The sequence below is a fragment of the Rhodococcus opacus B4 genome (genome assembly GCF_000010805.1).
Taxonomy (GTDB): Bacteria; Actinomycetota; Actinomycetes; order Mycobacteriales; family Mycobacteriaceae; genus Rhodococcus_F; species Rhodococcus_F opacus_C.
Map to the genome: position 1 here is coordinate 2,715,908 of NC_012522.1, position 17,041 is coordinate 2,732,948.

At 66.3% G+C, this 17,041-nt stretch carries 13 protein-coding genes; 4 read left to right on the top strand and 9 right to left on the bottom strand.

Annotated elements, in window-relative coordinates; translation table 11 throughout:
• Positions 1-169 precede the first annotated feature (169 nt).
• The 5 genes from ROP_RS12555 to ROP_RS12575 form a co-directional block, all read right to left on the bottom strand.
• A complete protein-coding gene (locus ROP_RS12555) occupies positions 170-1,261 on the bottom strand; it encodes a phosphotransferase (protein WP_050785066.1) in 1,092 nt (363 codons plus the stop codon).
• 156 nt (positions 1,262-1,417) lie between these two features.
• A complete protein-coding gene (locus ROP_RS12560) occupies positions 1,418-2,722 on the bottom strand; it encodes a TetR/AcrR family transcriptional regulator (protein ID WP_231868898.1) in 1,305 nt (434 codons plus the stop codon).
• Between the two features lie 15 nt (positions 2,723-2,737).
• Positions 2,738-3,598 (bottom strand): alpha/beta fold hydrolase, encoded by an 861-nt coding sequence (locus tag ROP_RS12565; protein WP_012689732.1) that lies wholly within the window; start codon positions 3,596-3,598, stop codon positions 2,738-2,740.
• A 91-nt stretch (positions 3,599-3,689) separates the two neighbouring features.
• Positions 3,690-5,897, bottom strand: coding sequence for a 3-hydroxyacyl-CoA dehydrogenase NAD-binding domain-containing protein (locus ROP_RS12570; protein WP_012689733.1), 2,208 nt, complete (start codon positions 5,895-5,897; stop codon positions 3,690-3,692).
• Positions 5,898-5,919: 22 nt separating this feature from the next.
• Entirely contained in the window at positions 5,920-7,146 is a 1,227-nt protein-coding gene (locus ROP_RS12575) for an acetyl-CoA C-acetyltransferase (RefSeq protein ID WP_012689734.1), read from the bottom strand.
• A 353-nt stretch (positions 7,147-7,499) separates the two neighbouring features.
• Between ROP_RS12575 and ROP_RS12580 the strand changes: the two genes are divergently transcribed.
• The gene (locus ROP_RS12580) at positions 7,500-8,540 is read left to right on the top strand and encodes an ABC transporter ATP-binding protein (RefSeq protein ID WP_043824669.1); all 1,041 of its coding nucleotides are present in this window, start codon (positions 7,500-7,502) and stop codon (positions 8,538-8,540) included.
• Positions 8,530-9,858, top strand: coding sequence for an NlpC/P60 family protein (locus ROP_RS12585; RefSeq protein ID WP_012689736.1), 1,329 nt, complete (start codon positions 8,530-8,532; stop codon positions 9,856-9,858). Before ROP_RS12580 ends, ROP_RS12585 begins: the two co-directional genes overlap by 11 nt.
• A 5-nt stretch (positions 9,859-9,863) precedes the next feature.
• Here ROP_RS12585 and ROP_RS12590 read toward each other — a convergent pair whose 3' ends face one another.
• Positions 9,864-10,568 carry a nitroreductase gene (locus ROP_RS12590; protein ID WP_012689737.1) on the bottom strand — a complete coding sequence of 235 codons (705 nt, stop codon included), beginning with the start codon at positions 10,566-10,568 and terminating at the stop codon, positions 9,864-9,866.
• Between the two features lie 217 nt (positions 10,569-10,785).
• Here ROP_RS12590 and ROP_RS12595 point away from each other — a divergent pair, with 217 nt between their 5' ends.
• Together ROP_RS12595 and ROP_RS12600 are read left to right on the top strand one after the other, a co-directional pair.
• A complete protein-coding gene (locus ROP_RS12595) occupies positions 10,786-12,099 on the top strand; it encodes an oxygenase MpaB family protein (RefSeq protein ID WP_043824671.1) in 1,314 nt (437 codons plus the stop codon).
• A gap of 1 nt (position 12,100) precedes the next feature.
• Positions 12,101-13,252 carry a CaiB/BaiF CoA transferase family protein gene (locus tag ROP_RS12600; protein ID WP_012689739.1) on the top strand — a complete coding sequence of 384 codons (1,152 nt, stop codon included), beginning with the start codon at positions 12,101-12,103 and terminating at the stop codon, positions 13,250-13,252.
• Positions 13,253-13,314: 62 nt separating this feature from the next.
• Here ROP_RS12600 and ROP_RS12605 read toward each other — a convergent pair whose 3' ends face one another.
• From ROP_RS12605 to ROP_RS12615, 3 genes are all read right to left on the bottom strand, one after another.
• Entirely contained in the window at positions 13,315-14,454 is a 1,140-nt protein-coding gene (locus ROP_RS12605; protein ID WP_043824672.1) for an acyl-CoA dehydrogenase family protein, read from the bottom strand.
• A gap of 2 nt (positions 14,455-14,456) precedes the next feature.
• Positions 14,457-15,626 (bottom strand): acyl-CoA dehydrogenase family protein, encoded by a 1,170-nt coding sequence (locus ROP_RS12610; RefSeq protein ID WP_012689741.1) that lies wholly within the window; start codon positions 15,624-15,626, stop codon positions 14,457-14,459.
• A 91-nt stretch (positions 15,627-15,717) separates the two neighbouring features.
• Entirely contained in the window at positions 15,718-16,947 is a 1,230-nt protein-coding gene (locus ROP_RS12615; protein ID WP_012689742.1) for an allantoate amidohydrolase, read from the bottom strand.
• Between the last annotated feature and the right edge of the window lie 94 nt (positions 16,948-17,041).

Below are 17,041 nucleotides of genomic sequence, written 5' to 3' on the forward strand. Positions count from 1 at the left end.
GAGTGACCATACAAAGTGTTCATACGTGATGTCAATCACTAGAGGCTGGGCAGTTCTGGACACGAAAAAGGGGACGAGCCAGAGAGAGTGCCGAAACGCATGGCGATGAAGAGTTCTCTCGGCTCATCCCCGTCGAGAAGGATGCAGCCGTTGGCCGGCCTCGGGAGCGTCAGTTCCCGAAGAGCAGGGCGAACGGGTCGTGGTCCTCGATAGCAGCCGCGTATCGATGCGCCATGGCGGCAACGGTTTCCGAGGGCTGCATGACAGTGGGAACGCACATCCACGCGAAGCCGTGCAGCGTGTGCCGCCGATAGTCTGCCCAGGCGCCGTCCCGCGAAATACGTGGACCGCCATAGGCTTCCAGTGCGTCGAGGTAGTGCGCAAGGAGATCTCGTTCATGGGTCCGACGATCCTCGATACTGAGTGCCGAGCCGATGAAGTAGGTGACGTCGTGCGACCACGGCGCCAGACACGCCGTCTGCCAGTCGAGGAACGCCGGTGCCCGGCCCGGAATCCGGTACAGCTGCGCGAAGTGTGCGTCGCCGTGGTTGATGGTGTGCACCGCGCTGTCGTCGTGCTCCCACAGTGCACGGAAGGCGCGGCGAACCCGCTCGTCGTCCTGCAGTCCGGCCGACAGCTCGGGAACCTCGTCCCGGCTGATCAGCGGGTGGAACTGTTCGGGGCTGAGCATGACCTGGAACGCCTGCCGGGCCGCTTCGACGCCGACAGGTAACCACTCGTACTGCCCTTTCGTGCTGCCCCACAGGGGTCCGTGCCAGCTGGCCTGCACCTCGAGCGTTTCGGCAACGCTGTCGACGGACCACAGGTTCGTCGCCTCGCCGAATTCGGCTCCACGCGTGGTGAGATCCTCGAGGATGACGATGCCCTGCTCGGGTTCGGCCTCCGCGTAGTAACAGGCGGGAACCTCCGCTTGAAGATTCGGCGCGAGGTCGCGATAGAAGCACCCCTCGAGTTCGTAGGCGGCGCCGAGTCCGAATGCCCGGCTTCGATCGTCGAATCCACCCTTGATGCAGACTCTTTCGGGGACTCCCTGCGATTCGCCGTCGAACGCGAGCTTCGCGAACGCCTTTGTGGCCGAGCCCCAGATGACGCGATCGATGTCCACCCCCCTCACCCGGATTCCGGGCCGCGCCTTGGCAAGTGCGGCGGTCATCCACTCGGGGGTCAGTTCTTCGATGGTACGGACGAGCGGAGTCGGCAACCCGCCGCCGGCCACGGGAGAGGTGAGAATGTGAGTCATGTCACCAACAATACAGAGTGTTCAGACGCGATGTCAATGAATTCGGAGGTGCCGCCGACCGCCCCCGAAAACGCAAAAAGGCACGCCTCGCGAGGAGGCGTGCCTTGCGGCCCGTGAGTACTTGTTAACCGCCGGCGGTTAACAAGTACTCACGGGTCAGAGACCGTAAATGGCGGAGACGAGCAATTCGCCGAGCAGTTTCGTCACGGCGCCGAGGTCTTCGAGGTGCTCTTCCTTCGCCATCGAGCCGGCGACGGTTCGCTCGATGGTCCACATGCACACGGCCGCGAATTCCGCTGCGGGAGGGCCGTCGACGGCGATTCCGGCCGCACGGTCGGCCTCGATCATGGTTTGGAGGGCCGACGTCATCCGGGTCATCGTGTCGAGATAGTGCCGCCGCAGTTCCGGGCGTCGGGGCCATTCGTGGACGGCGTTGCGGGCAACCGCGAGGGTGGCCTCGTCCAGATCGAGCCAATCGGCCACCAGATCCCGGATCCGGGCCGGGTCGTTGCGATCCACCTGCACCAGCAGTTCGAATCCACTCGCGATTCGCTCGGCGAATTCCTTGAACAACGCCACGAATGCGTCGTCCTTGCTTCCGTAATAGAAGTAGAAGGTCCCACGGGACGCGTCGGCGCGTTCGAGGATCTGGGCGACGCTGAGTTCGTCCAGGGTCTGCTCCTGGAGCAAGTCGTTGACCGCCTGCAGGATGGTGGCTGCGGTGTCGGTTCTCGCCGTTCCCTCCCCTACAGCCGGCGCTGCCGCTGTCGTGGCCACCGCCTGCGGACTCTCGGCTGTCGACTTCTTGCGCTTCGCTCGTTTGACCGGCCGCTGGCTGCCGTAGATCGCGGCGAAGGTGAGCGCCAGGATCGACTCGACGGCGCTCTCTGCGGACGGCAGTCGCTCGTCGAGTTCCTTGGAACCGACGTAGAACGTTCGCTCGACGCCCCCGACCAGCATGGTGGCGATCATCTCCGGGGGCGCACCATCCGGGGCGGCACCGTTCGCGCGCTCGTGGGTGATCTGCTCGGCGACGGCCCCGACGAACTGCTCGAGCATGACCTTCCACGCGGCCGCGACGGCGGGCACGCTGTGCATCTGCTCGACCGCCGCACAGATCACCTCACCGTGCCCGGACCACATGTCGATGGTCCCGCGCATGCTGGCGTCCATCGACTTGGCCCGGGTCTTACCGGGAGGCGCCTGCCAGGGGCCGGCCTCCGCGTATGCGTCGTCGAAGAGTCGCGCGATCATCGCGACGAGAACGTCGTACTTGGACGCGAAATAGTGATAGAAGTTCGCTCGCGACAGGCCGGCGCGCTTGATAATCTGCGCGACGGTGAGATCCTGCATCGAGGTTTCCTGCAGCAACTGCTCCGTCGCCTCGAACACCGCCACCTCGGCGCCACGCTGCCCGTCATGGGCGCGGGGTCGTTGTCGCACTACCGGCCGTGTACTCACGATTCGAACAATACCCTATGTCTGGACACTGTGACTGGACGGTGCCTCGACCCGCCGCACCGTCGGTTCCTTCGGCTTGCGCACCGCGCGGAGCAGCGCCTCGTCGAACAGGTCCGGTCGCTCCAGCATCGGATAGTGCCCGCAGTCGAGTTCCACCAGGGTGCTTCCGATCCGCTCCTGCACCCAGCGCGCGCCGCGGACGGACAGCGCCGGATCCGCCGTGCCGATGATCTGGGTGACCGGGATATCGAGGCCGTCCAGAGCGAACGCCTGCGCCGTCCGCAGGAGCGTCGTCATGCACGCGTTCGCCGCCCAGCTCGGCGTCTGCAGGGAGATGCGCTGCAGCCAGTCGAGGGTCTGCCCGTCCGGCGGTGTGCCGAACGGGTCACCCACCGCCCGCCTCCGGTAGTCCAGCCGTCCGGTGTGCTCGGCCGCGTGCATGCCGCCCTCGACCGCGTCTGCCGGCACACCGAACGGGTAGTCGGGCTGCCGCGCCCCGGCCACTCCGTTGGAGGCGACGAGCACGAGGCGATCGACCGAACCTGGAAATCGGTGAGCCATGCGCAGAGCGGTCATACCGCCCAGCGACCAGCCGACGACCGTGGCGCCGCGCGCATCGAATGCATCCAGAACTGCTGCGCCGTCGTCGGCGAGCCGGTCGATGTCGTACCGACTCAAAGGCGCATCGGACTCGCCGTGTCCGCGCAGGTCCATCGCGAGGACACGATGCCCGGCTTCGGCGAGCACTCGGATCTGGCGGTCCCACACCGCGGAACTCAGGCTCCAGCCGTGGATCAACAGCACCGGGTCGCCGACGCCCAGTTCGAGTACCTTGACCCGGACGCCGGGCTCGACCTCCACCAACGTCGAACTCATTTCTCTCCTCTTCGTGCTCCGCGACCACACGGCCGGGCGACGTGGAATGCCCGGCGGACGGGGCCGAATCGGCTCCCGTCCGCCTGGCCGTCTAGGGGGTGCCGACCAATTCGGCGGATCGGAACCGTGCGAGCGTCGTGCCCGATTCCGTCAACTGGAGAAGTGATTCGGGCGGCGTGAAGCGGTCGCTGTAGGTCTCGGCGAGGTATCGGGCTCGGGCGACGAAGCCCGCGACACCGCCCTCGTATCCGTCGACGAACTGCAGGACTCCGCCCGTCCATCCGGGGAACCCGATACCGAGGATCGAGCCGACGTTGGCGTCGGGAACCGCTTCGAGGACTCCCTCGTCAAGGCACTTCACGGTCTCGATGACCTCGGCGAACAACAGCCGCTCGACCACATCGTCGAACGGGATGTCGGCATTCGCACCGCCGAAAGCATCCGACAGACCGGTCCAGAGCCGAGTACGTTTGCGATTCTCGTCGTATTCGTAGAATCCGGCTCCGGCCAGCCGGCCTGCCCGCCCGAACTCGGACAGCATGCGGTCGAGCACGGCCTCGGCGGGGTGACCGATCCAGGCCTGACCGGCGTCTTGCGCGGCCTGCATGCTCGCGTCACGAACCCGACGCAGCAGCTCGAGGTTCAGTTCGTCGGTCAGCTGCAGCACGGGAGCCGGGTATCCGGCCTGCGAACTGGCCTGTTCGATCGTCGTCGCCGGGACACCCTCGCCGAGCAACGCCAGGGCCTCGTTGATGAACGTACCGATCACGCGGCTCGTGAAGAATCCCCGGCTGTCGTTGACGACAATCGGGGTCTTCGCGATCTGCTTCGCCAGGTCCAGTGCCCGCGACAGCGTGTCGGCGGAGGTCTTCTCCCCCTTGATGATCTCCAGCAGCGGCATGCGATCGACGGGGCTGAAGAAGTGGAGTCCGATGAAGTCTTCAGGTCGGGGGACGTTCTCGGCCAGCCCCGTGATGGGCAGGGTGGACGTGTTCGATCCGATGAGGGCGCCGTCGGCGAGGTACGGTTCGATCTCGGCGAGCACCTGGGCTTTGACGGCGGGATCCTCGAACACTGCCTCGATCACCAGATCGGCGCCGTCGGCCATTTCCGCGCGGTCGGTGGGCGTGATGCGGGCGAGAAGTGCCTCGCCCTTGTCCTTCGAGGTCCTCCCCGCAGCGACCTGCTTGTCGACCAGCTTGTGCGAGTATCCCTTGCCTCGTTCGGCGGCCTCGAGTGTCACGTCCTTCAGGACGACGTCGATGCCGGCGCGGGCGCACTCGTATGCGATTCCGGCGCCCATCATGCCCGCCCCGAGGACAACGACCTTTCGTGCGCGCCAGGGCGTGCGATCGGCGCTGCGCCCGCGGGCGCCGTTCACCGATTGGATGTCGAAGAAGAAGGCCTGGATCATGTTCTTGGCGACCTGCCCAGTCGCGAGGTCGAGGAAGTAACGGGCCTCCACCCGCAGCGCGTTGTCGAAATCGATCTGGGTACTCTCCACCGCTGCCGCCACGATGTTCTGCGGGGCCGGGTAGTTCGCTCCCTTCGACTGTTTGCGCAGTAGAGCGGGTATTGCCGGGAGGCGGGAGTGCAGTTGTTCGTTCCGGTCGCCGGGTGTTCCGCCGGGAATGCGGTAGCCCTTCACGTCCCACGGCTGAGCAGCGTCCGGGTTCGCGATAATCCATTTCTTCGACACGGCAACCAGTTCCGACCGCGACTCGACGAGCTCGTCGATGATCCCGAGTTCACGTGCCGACCGGACGGTGCGACGTTGCCCCTGCAGAAGGAGTTCCGAGAGCGCACGTTCCACGCCGAGCATCCGCACCGAGCGCACGACGCCGCCGGCGCCGGGCAGCAGGCCGAGGGTCACTTCGGGCAGTCCGACGTAGTTCCGCGGACCGTCCAGTGCGACGCGATGGTGGGTGGCCAGCGCGAGTTCGAGTCCGCCGCCGAGCGCCGAACCGTTGACTGCCGCGACGACGGGCCGTCCGATTGTCTCGAGGCGGCGCAGCAGCGCACTGTTCCGGTCGACGAACGTCGCGAACTCGTCGATGCGGTCCTTCGATGCATCCCGGAGATCGTTGAGATCTCCGCCGGCGAAGAAGGTGTCCTTGCCGGACGTGACGACGACGCCGGTGATGGTGTCGCGTTCGGTCTCGATGCGGTCGAGGGCTGCCTCGAGCGCGTCGACGAAGCCGGCATTCATCGTGTTGACGCGCTGAGTCGGGTCGTCGATCGTGAGCACGACGATTCCGTCGTCGTCACGTTCCCAGCGGATGATCGGGTTGTGGCTCATAGCCTGTGCGGTCCTTCCGGTTTCAGCTTGCCTGGAGTGCTTCGATCACGGTGGCGATGCCGATGCCACCGCCCACGCAGAGGGTGACGAGGCCGTAACGCCCGCCGGTGCGGTGCAGTTCGTCGAGGAGGGTGGACACGATCATGCCTCCGGTGGCGCCGAGCGGGTGCCCCATCGCGATGGCGCCGCCGTTGACGTTCACCTTGTCGAGATCGAGGTCGAGATCGCGGACGAACCGTAGGACGACCGAGGCGAATGCCTCGTTGATCTCGACCAGGTCGAGGTCGGCGGGCGTCAGTCCAGCCTTTGCCAGTGCCTTCCACGAGGCAGGGGCGGGCCCGGTGAGCATGATGGTGGGATCGGCGCCGGACACCGCGGTCGCCACGATACGTCCCCGCGGTGTAAGCCCGAGTTCGCGTCCGACTTCTTCGCTTCCGATCGCCAACAGGGATGCGCCGTCGACGATTCCAGAGCTGTTGCCCGCGTGATGGACATGGTCGATACGCTCGACCGTGTAAAACTTCTGCAGCGCAACCGCATCGAATCCTGCGGTCTCGCCCAGTGCGGCGAACGACGGCCGCAGCCCGCTCAGCGATTCGACCGTCGTACCCGGCCTGATCATCTCGTTGGTGTCGAGCACTACCCGGCCGTTCAGGTCTCGGACGGGGACGGTCGAATGGTCGAACCGGCCCTCCTTTTGAGCGTGGCTCGCGCGCTGGTGTGAACGCACGGCGTAGGCGTCGACGTCCTCACGGGTGAAGCCCTCGATCGTTGCGATCAGGTCGGCGCCCACACCCTGGGGAACGAAGTGGCTCGCGAGGTTGGTGGCCGGATCGTCCATCCACGCGCCGCCGTCGGACCCCATGGGCACCCGGGACATCGACTCGACGCCACCTGCGAATACCAGGTCCTCGAACCCCGAACGCACTTTCTGCGCTGCGATGTTCACCGCCTCGAGCCCCGATGCGCAGAAGCGGTTGATCTGCACCCCGGCGACCGTGTCCGGCAGCCCGGCAGCGATACTCGCTGTGCGAGCAACGTTTCCACCCTGCTCGCCGACCGGGGAGACGACGCCGAGAACGAGGTCGTCGACACGATTCGAATCCAGGCTGGGATTGCGATCAAGGAGATCACCGATCAACCCGACTGTCAGATCGATCGGTTTGACGGTGTGCAGAGCGCCGCCCGGCTTTCCCTTACCCCGTGGCGTCCGGATCGCGTCGAAGATCAGCGCTTCAGTGGCCGGCATCGAAAGACTCCTTGTTCTCGCTGAATGGCTGCTTCGTCGCAGCACATCGCGACCATACATCGTGTTCATATGCATTGTCTATACCCGTTTGGAATGGTAGCCGAAAAGTCGGCGAACCAGCCTTCGCGACGAGAGCGCTTTCGACGCAACCGGATACGCAATTCGACAAATGGTCCTTACGCCGAGACGCTGTGTGGTGGTATATCTCGATAGTCGATCAACGCTGGGCATTCGCCGCAGCGGACGAGCCCCATGCGAGTCTCATGGCGCCGCCTCCGTCTGCGTGCGCACTCCTCGCTCAGTCATTACCGGTCCGAACGATTCGGGCCGATCCCCAATCAGTGGAGGTTGTCGTGGGTGTCGAGGTATCCGTCGAAGGACTGACCAAGTCGTTCGGCTCGCAGAAGATCTGGCAGGACGTCTCGTTGACTCTTCCGGCCGGTGAGGTCAGTGCGTTGCTCGGGCCGTCGGGCACGGGTAAGTCGGTGTTCCTGAAATCGCTGATCGGTCTGCTCCGTCCGGAGCAGGGGTCGATCGTGATCGACGGCACCAACATTCTCGAGTGCTCCTCGAAGGAGCTGTACGAGATCCGCAAGCTGTTCGGGGTGCTGTTCCAGGACGGCGCCCTGTTCGGGTCGATGAACCTGTACGACAACGTCGCGTTCCCGCTGCGGGAGCACACCAAGAAATCCGAATCCGAGATCCGCACGATCGTGATGGAGAAGATGGAACTCGTCGGCCTGCTCGGGGCCGAGGACAAACTGCCCGGCGAGATCTCCGGAGGTATGCGCAAACGCGCCGGCCTCGCCCGCGCCCTGGTGCTCGACCCACAGATCATCCTCGTCGACGAACCCGACTCCGGACTCGACCCCGTCCGCACCACCTACATCTCCCAGACACTGATCGACATCAACGCCGAGATCGACGCGACCATCCTGATCGTCTCGCACAACATCAACCTCGCCCGCACCGTTCCCGACAACATCGGCATGCTCTTCCGCCGGAAACTGGTGATGTTCGGACCCCGCGAAGTGCTACTCACCTCGGACGAACCGGTGGTCAAGCAGTTCCTGGGCGGCACCATGATCGGCCCGATCGGCATGTCCGAGGAGAAGGACGAAGCCACCATGGCCGCCGAACAGGCCATGGTCGACGCCGGCCACCACGCCGGCGGTGTCGACGACGTCGAGGGCATCGTCCCGCAGATGAAGGCCACCCCGGGCATGCCGTTCCGCCAGGCGGTCGCCCGCCGCCAGGAACGCGTCCGCCGCATCATGCACACTCTGCCCGAGAGCGCCCAGTTCGCCATCCAGGACAGTCTCGACCAGACTTCCGACGGCTGGTTCTACGACGACAACACCGCGTCGCTCGAAGGTGCGGTCGATGTCCGTTGATCCGTCGACCCTGATCGTCGCCGTGGTCGCGGCCGCCGGTGCGTTCATCCAGGGCACCGATGCGCCGCCGGAGATCAAGGATCAGGCGACGCAGACCCTCGAGTCGTACTCGGCGCCGAGCGCCGACCAGCAGGTGTCGGACGTGATCGCGGCGCTGCCCGAGCCGGTGCGCGCACCCGCGCAGCAGGCGGTGGACGACGCCACCGCCGCCGCAGCTGCCGCACTCGAACCGCATCTGCCGGCCGGCGCTCTCACCCCGCCGCCGGCAACCGAGCCCGCGCCGTCCCCGCAGCCGGTTGCACCATCGTCGGTGCCGGAATCGGCGTCACCGGCACCGGTGTTCCTGTCGAGCCCGCCTGCCGACGAGGGCGATGCAACAACAGGCACGGGGTCTGTGCTGCAACCGGTTCCGGCCGCCTTTCCGCGTGCCTCCCTCGCCCCGGTCGGTGCGATCGCACTGTTCGCACCGTGGCTGCGCAAGGCCGGAGCCATCTGCGACGGAATCACACCGGCGACCATCGCGGCGCTGTATGCCGCCGAGAACGGATTCCGGTACGGTGCCACCGCACCGGTGTCCCCGTCGGGCGCGCTCGGACCCGGACAGTTCATGCCCGGCACCTGGGCGATCTACGGCAAGGACGCCGACGAGGACGGAAAAGCCGACGTGCTCGGCATCGCCGACCCCGTGATGGCGTCGGGAAATCTGCTGTGCGACATGCACGAACAGATCGACGCATGGAAGCGTCAGGGCCGTGTATCCGGGGACACCCTCGATCTCACCATTGCGGCATACAACGCCGGATCGGGTGCCGTCCTGCGATCCGGGGGGATGCCCTCCGGCAGCCCCGACTACGAGAACCAGACCAAACCGTATGTCGCGAAGATCCGGGGCAGTGAACCGTCGTTCGCGCAGCTGCTCGCGCCGCTCATCGGGATTCCGCTGGGCGACGGCGCAGGTGGGCGGGTGGTCGAATCAGCCGTCCGTTACCTCGGTCTGCCCTACGTGTGGGGCGGCGGCAACATCGACGGCCCCTCCGGCGGCGGATTCGACTGCTCGGGGCTGACGTCATTCGCGGTCCATGCCGCCGCGGGCATCGCCCTACCACGGACATCAGAGACCCAGTGGAACGTCGGGCAGGAGATTCCGATGGATCAGGCGAGACCCGGCGACCTGCTGTTCGGTAACTGGCAGTCCGGCGGTCCCGGGCACGTCGCCATCTACATCGGCAACGGTCAGATGATCCACGCCCCCACCACGGGTGACGTCGTGCGCATCGCCGACGTCTTTCCCGAGATGAAGGCCCGGCGGATCTTCTGACCGGTTCAGCTCTCCAGCCAGGTCACGACTTCGTCGCTCGACTGACGCTCCGTCCGATACGAATTGATCGGATGGTCCACGTCCGGGTATCCGAAGGAAATCCCCAGGAGCACCTGACGACCTTCCGGGATGTCGAAAAACTCGCGGATGAAGGGTGCCTGGCTGGCGAGCGCGGCCTGAGGAATCGTGCCGACACCGTGACTGTGCGCGGCCAGCAGGAAGCTGTTCACGAAGACCCCACAGTCGACGGCGCCGTACGTCCCGAGCTTTGCCTCGGTGGTGACGATGGCGACGTGAGGCGCGTCGAACAACTCGAAGTTGCGCATCATCTGCCGCGCGGACGCGACCCGATCTCCCTTGGCGATGCCCACACTCTCGTACAGTTGCCATCCGCTCGCGCGCCTGCGTTCCTGATAGACGCCCTCGTACGCCTCCGGAAAGGGGATGTCCGGGTTCTCGGCGGGCGCCTGCCCGACGTGTTCGGCCAGTGCTGCGCGGAAGCGATTCGTCGCGTCCGCCTCCGCGATGTGGAGGTGCCACGGCTGGGTATTGCACCACGAGGGCGCACGCCGCGCGGTATCGAGGATCGCCGCGATCACCTCTCTCGGAACGGGCTCGGGCCGATAGCCGCGGCAACTCCATCGACTCGCCATGAGGGTGTGCAGGGCTTCGTGACCAGCGGTGGCGGGGTCGAGCAGATGTCGTGTCATTGCTGTGCGCCTCGTTTCTCGGGTTGTGATGACCACCTGCGAACGAGCTCGGCTCCGAGTTCGCAGGACTACTGGATAACAGCACCATACAGTGCGTGTAGACAATGTGTTCAGTTTGCCCTACGCTGCTTGTAACGGAGGTCACAGCGGTGGGTCGGCGCGGAACTGCATGCCCACCTGTTCGGCCCAATACACGGCTCAGACGTGAGGAGTAGGGATGACTGCCACCACCGAGACACCACGACGCGAGGGCGCACTCGACGTACCGGAGGGGTTGCCACGCGGCATCGATCTCGGCCGGATCAATAACCGGGACAGAGCAATCGCCATGTACGGCCGCGAATTTGCCGAGAAGCTGACCGATCACGCGCTTCTCGCGGACGATCCCGCGTACCTGGCCATGCGCGACTTTCGCGACAAGTCCACGGGCGCCAACTGGCGCACGTTCGACATCGCGCTCGAACACGGCATCGATGCCCTGGACGACCCGCCGGCCGGCATGGTGGAGTTGTTCCGTCAGCTCGACCGCATCCCCGACTGGGTGGATTTCGATCAGCTCTACCGCGGTGCCGTCGCCTTCTGGCGGGCCGGGCCGATCGTCCCGCCCATCCTGGCCTGGGCCACCATCGCCGGCGGTTTCTCGATGTACAGCGCCACCCGCCCGGTCCTGTTCAGTGGCCGGATGCGCAAGGCCGACCACGTGGGCACCCGCCTCGTCGAGAGCTTCCGCTACGTCGTCGCCGCGTACACGCCCGGCGGCATGGGCCGTTTCGAGGAGGGATTCCGGCTCACCGCGAAGGTCCGGATGATCCACGCCGCAGTCCGCCACGGCCTGAGCCGGTCGGATGCCTGGGACTGGGCCAATTGGGGCATCCCGATCAACAATCTCGACGGCATGGTGACCCAGGCCGGCCAGTTCGGCGTGAAGTTCATCGATGCGGTGCACAGCTCGGGAATCCGCTTCACAGACCGGGAGATCGAGGACATCTTCGCCCTCAGCCGCTACGTGGGATGGGTGATCGGGGTTCCCGAGGACATCCTGCACACCGGCTACGACGACGCCCGGAAGAAGACGGACTTCCACACCCTCATCGAGCAGCCCGCCGACGACCTGTGCCGTGACGTCGTCCATTCCGTCATCAAGTTCAGCGTCGAGAATCCCCCCGGCGACGTGGAGGTGCTGCCCGCACCCGTCGCCAAGTTCATGACCACCGACCGCAGGCTCAAGCTCGCCTACGGCATGTTGTCGACCTGGCTGCCGGCGAGCGTCATCAAAGACCTGCACGTCGAGCCCACGCCGTGGCGTTTCGTGCTCCCCGCGGTCAAGCCGCTGCTGACCCTGTCCAACCGAGTCGGCCGCATCCTCCCACACGACGACGAGGCGGCCACCTTCCGAATCCTGAAGCAGTTCAACGCCGCCATCGCGGTCCCCGAGTCGGAGAAGGCGAAGGCAGTCGCGAACCCCGAAGAGGTCGGGGCCGACGCCGCGGCCAACAAGGGCGGCATGCCCGTCGTCGCGAAGGCGGGCTGACGTGGCAGAGACGACCAACGCTCCCCTCGCAGGTGTCCGAATCGTCGAGCTCGCCGGAATCGGTCCGGGACCGTTCACGGGAATGATGCTCGCCGACCTCGGCGCGGAGGTGATCTGCGTCGAACGCCCCGGCGGAAACCCCTGGGCCGCCAGCGGACACGGGGTCATGTTCCGCAGTCGCCGTTCGATCGCGGTCGACCTCAAGTCGTCCCGCGGCGCCGAGATCGTGCGCCGGCTCTGCGAGAACGCGGACGGCATCGTCGAGACGTTCCGCCCCGGTGTAGCCGAGCGCCTCGGCGTCGGGCCCGCCGACTGTATGGCGGTCAACCCCGCCCTCGTCTACGGCAGGATGACCGGCTGGGGTCAGGACGGACCCCTCGCATCGATGCCCGGGCACGACATCAACTACATCGCACTCACAGGCGCACTGCACGCGATCGGACGTCGCGGCGAAGCGCCGGTCCCGCCGCTGAACCTCGTGGGCGACTTCGGCGGCGGCGGAATGCTTCTCACGGTCGGCATGCTGGCCGGGATCATGTCCGCGCGGACCACCGGCGTAGGGCGCGTCGTCGACGCCGCGATGATCGACGGCGCGTCGGCCCTGATGGCAATGTTCCACGGTCTCCGCGGAGAGGGGACGTTCACCGAGAATCGCGGCACCCACCTGCTCGACGCGGGCGCGTTCTTCTACGACGTGTACCGCACCCGGGACGACCAGTGGGTCAGCATCGGCGCCATCGAGGATCAGTTCTGGCAGGACCTCTGCGACGCACTGGAACTCCCGGAGGACCTGCGCCACAACCAGTTCGACACCACCCGCTGGAACGAGTTCCGGGACGTCCTCGGCCGGCGTATCGCCACGTTCGACCGGGCCGAACTCGACGCACTGCTCCTGGGACGCAATACGTGCTACGCCCCCGTCCTGACACTTGCCGACGCGGCCGCACACCCGCATCACGTGGCGCGCGGAACGTTCATCGAGGTCGACGGAATCGTGCAAGCCGCACCGGCTCCCCGGTTCGACGGCGCACCGGCCACCAAGCCGGGGCCGCCGCGCAAGCCCGGTGCCGACACGCGCCAGATCCTCGTCGACGCCGGATACGACGCCGCCGAGATCGAGGAGTTAGTCTCCAGCGGCGCTGCTGCAGAATAGTTTTCGCAACCACATGAGGGCGGGCCGGGCATTCTTCCCCGGCCCGCCCTCGTGTGGTGTTCTCACAGTCCCAGGGAGCGTCCCACAATCTCCCGCATGATCTGGTTGGTGCCGCCGTAGATCTGCTGCACCCGCGAGTCCCGCCAGCGCCGGGCCACCTCGTACTCCTCCATGTAGCCGTACCCGCCGTGCAACTGCAGACACGTGTCCAGGGCCTCGAATTCGAGCTCGGTGGTCCAGAACTTGGCTCCGGCCGCATCGGCCGCGGTGAGCTCACCGTTCCCGTGGGCGTCGAGGCAGCGGTCGAGATAGATCCGCGCGATCTGGACCTTGGTCGACAGTTCGGCCAGGGTGAACCGGTTCGCCTGGAAACTGCCGATCGGGCTCCCGAACGCACGCCGCTCCTTCGCGTACGACAACGCGAGTTCGAGGGCGTACTCGGCGCTCGCTACGGCAACCACGGCCATCGACAGCCGTTCCTGCGCGAGGTTCGCCATCAGGTAGCGCAAACCCTTGCCCGCTTCGCCGAGTACGTTCTCGGGCTGCACCTCCACGTTCTGAAAGAACAGTTCGGCCGTGTCCTGAGCTTTGCGACCGATCTTCGACAGCTTACGACCGCGTTCGAAGCCCGGTTGCCCGTCCTCGACGACGAAAAGCCCGAAGCCGCCGCCGTCCTCGTCGGGGATCCGTGCAGCGACGATCACGAGGTCGGCCTGCATGCCGCTGGTTACGAACGTCTTCGACCCCGTGATCCGCCAGCCGGATCCCTCCCGGCGCGCGGTCGTCTTGATCGCGCGCAGGTCCGATCCGGTCCCCGGCTCGGACATCGAGACAGCAATGGTGCGCTCACCGCTCACGATGTCGGGCAGCCAGCGTTTCTGCTGTGCCTCGTCTGCGATATCGAGGAAGTACGGGAGCACGATGTCGTTGGTGAGGGAGAAACCGTCACCGACAGTCCCCGTCCGCACGACCTCCTCGTTCAGTACCGCATTGAACCGGAAGTCGCGCAGGCCGCCACCGCCGAATTCTTCCGGCGCGGCGAAGCCGACGAGACCCTGCGCCGCGGCGCGGCGCCAGAAGTCGCGGTCGACCATCCCCGCCTCTTCCCACTCGTCGGAGTGGGGCACTGCTTCTTTGATCAGGAAGGCGCGAACCGCCTCGCGGAACTGTTCGTGTTCGGGTTCGAAAATGGTGCGCTTCATGGTCACAGGCCCATCGATCGGCCGATGATTTCGCGCATGACCTCGCTCGTGCCACCGTAGATCCGCCCGATGCGTGCGTCGACGTAGGCCCGCGCGATCGGGTACTCGGTCATGTAGCCGTAGCCACCGAACAGCTGCAGGCAACGGTCGGTGGCGGTGCCCTGCAGCTCGGAGGCCGCGAGCTTGGCCATCGCGGCCCGTTCCGGCGTCAACGTGCCGGCGACGAGTTCTCTCACGCAGCCGTCGACGAAGGCCTGCATTACCTCCACCTCGGTCTTGATGCTCGCCAGCACGAATCGGGTGTTCTGGTAACTGCCTACGCTGCGCCCGAATACGCGTCGTTCCTTCACGTACCCGACCGCCCAGTCCAGCGCCTGCGCGGCGGACGCCACGCTTGCCACGGCGATCGTCATCCGCTCCTGAGCCAGATTCGACACGAGCGAGCGGAAACCGCTGCCCGCCTTCCCGAGCACGTTCGCCGCGGGAACCCGGGCATTGTCGAAGAACAACTCCGCGGTGTCCTGCGCGTGCATGCCGATCTTCTCGAGATTGCGGCCCCGCTCGAACCCGGGAGTGTCCCGCTCGACCACGATCAGCGACAGGCCGCCGTGACGATCCGCGTCCCGGTCTGTGCGGGCCGCCACGATCACCAGATCGGCGTTGTGCCCATTGGAGATGAACGTCTTGCTGCCGTTCAGCACGTAGTGGTCACCGTCGAGGGTCGCCGTGGTGCCGATGCCCGCGAGGTCCGAGCCGGTACCGGGCTCGGTCATCGCGATCGCCGCGATCAGCTCGCCCGACGCCAGTCCGGGGAGCCACCGTTTCCGCTGGTCGTCGTTGGCGTAGGCGAGAAAGTACGGGACGCAGATGTCGTTGTGCAAGTTGATGCCGACCGAGACCGTCCCGGTGCGAGCGATCTCCTCCGCGATCACCGCGTTGAAGCGGAAGTCCGAGACCCCGCCGCCGCCGAACTCCTCCGGGATCTCCATGCCCAGAAAGCCGAGGTCGCCGGCCTCACGGAACACCTTGCGAGGCACGATGCCGTCGCGCTCCCACTGGGCGTACTGCGGCACCACCCTCGATTCCAGGAACGACCGGAAGCTGTCGCGGAAGGCTTCGTGTTCGTCGTCGTACAGGGCGCGGCGAGCGCGCGCAGGCTTGTCATTGGTCATGGCAGCATCGTACAAGGCATCCATACACTATGTATAGCCTTAGTGTCTTCCGCACGTGAGTGGCAAAGCGTCCCCCGACACGCTTTGCCGCTCACCTGGCAGTGGCCCAGTCCGCCATCACGTCCGCCAGCGCCTCGGCGCCGCGGTTGCAATCGTCCGATTCGGCGAACTCGTCGGGCGAGTGGGACACGCCGGTGGGGTTGCGGACGAACATCATCGCGGTGGGCACCTTCGCCGACAGGATGCCGGCGTCGTGCCCGGCCGCAGTGGGGAGGACGGGGATGTCGCCGAGGTGGGCGAGGGAGCGGCGAAGCCGTTCGCGGGTGTCGTGCGGGAACTCGACGATCGGCGTCACCGATTCGGCGTCGACCTCGAGGCCGATACCGTCGGCGGCCGCGTAGGCCTGCGCCTCGACGGTGATCTGCTGCACCAGTTTCGTCAGCGTCTCTTCGTCCGCGGCGCGGGCGTCGAGCCACGCCCGCACCTCCGACGGAATCGCGTTGGCACCGTTGGGAAGTACCCGTACCTTGCCGAACGTCGCGACCGCCTCGTGCAGCGTCGCGGCGGACCGGGCGGTGTGGACCGAGGACGCGTATGCGAGCATCGGGTCGCGGCGATCGACGAGCCGGGTGGCGCCCGCGTGGTTGGCCTCACCGGAGAACACGAACTGCCACCGTCCGTGCGGCCAGATCGACGACGCGACGGCGATGGGACTGTCGATCAGATCGAGGGCGCGTCCCTGCTCGACGTGCAGTTCGACGTACACGCCGACGCGGTCGACAAGGTCGGGGTCCTCGCCGAGATGCTTCGGGTCTCGGCCCGCTGAGATCAGGGCCTCGCCGAGGCTGATGCCGTCGTTGTCCCGCAGCGCCAGCGCACGCGCGGGTGCCACCGCGCCGGTGGAGAGTTGCGAGCCGACACACGCCACACCGAACCGGGCGCCCTCCTCGTCGGAGAATGCCGTCACCGCCACCGGACGCGTCGGCACGATCCCCCGCTCGCGGACGAGGTCGATCGCCGCGAACGCGGACACCACCCCCAGCGGTCCGTCGTAGGCACCGCCGTCGGGTACCGAATCGAGGTGCGATCCGGTGACGAAACTGTCGCGGGGATCACCCTCCCAGCCTGCAGGCATCCACCAGGCCCACAGGTTGCCGTTGCGGTCTTCCTCGACGCTCATCCCCCGCTGCCGGGCGCAGTCGCCGAACCATTCGCGCAGCGTCAGGTCGGCGTCGTTCCACGCGAATCGGCGGTACCCCCGTGTCGACTTGTGCTGTCCCACATCGAGGATGCTCGCCCACAGCGAATCGAAGGAAGTCATGTTCTCGGTCCTCTACTCATAGTTCGGCTGACAGGCGCTTCGCGCCCGTGCGCCTTTCTGGTTGTTCCAGCTACCAAAAAGGCGCACGGGCGGC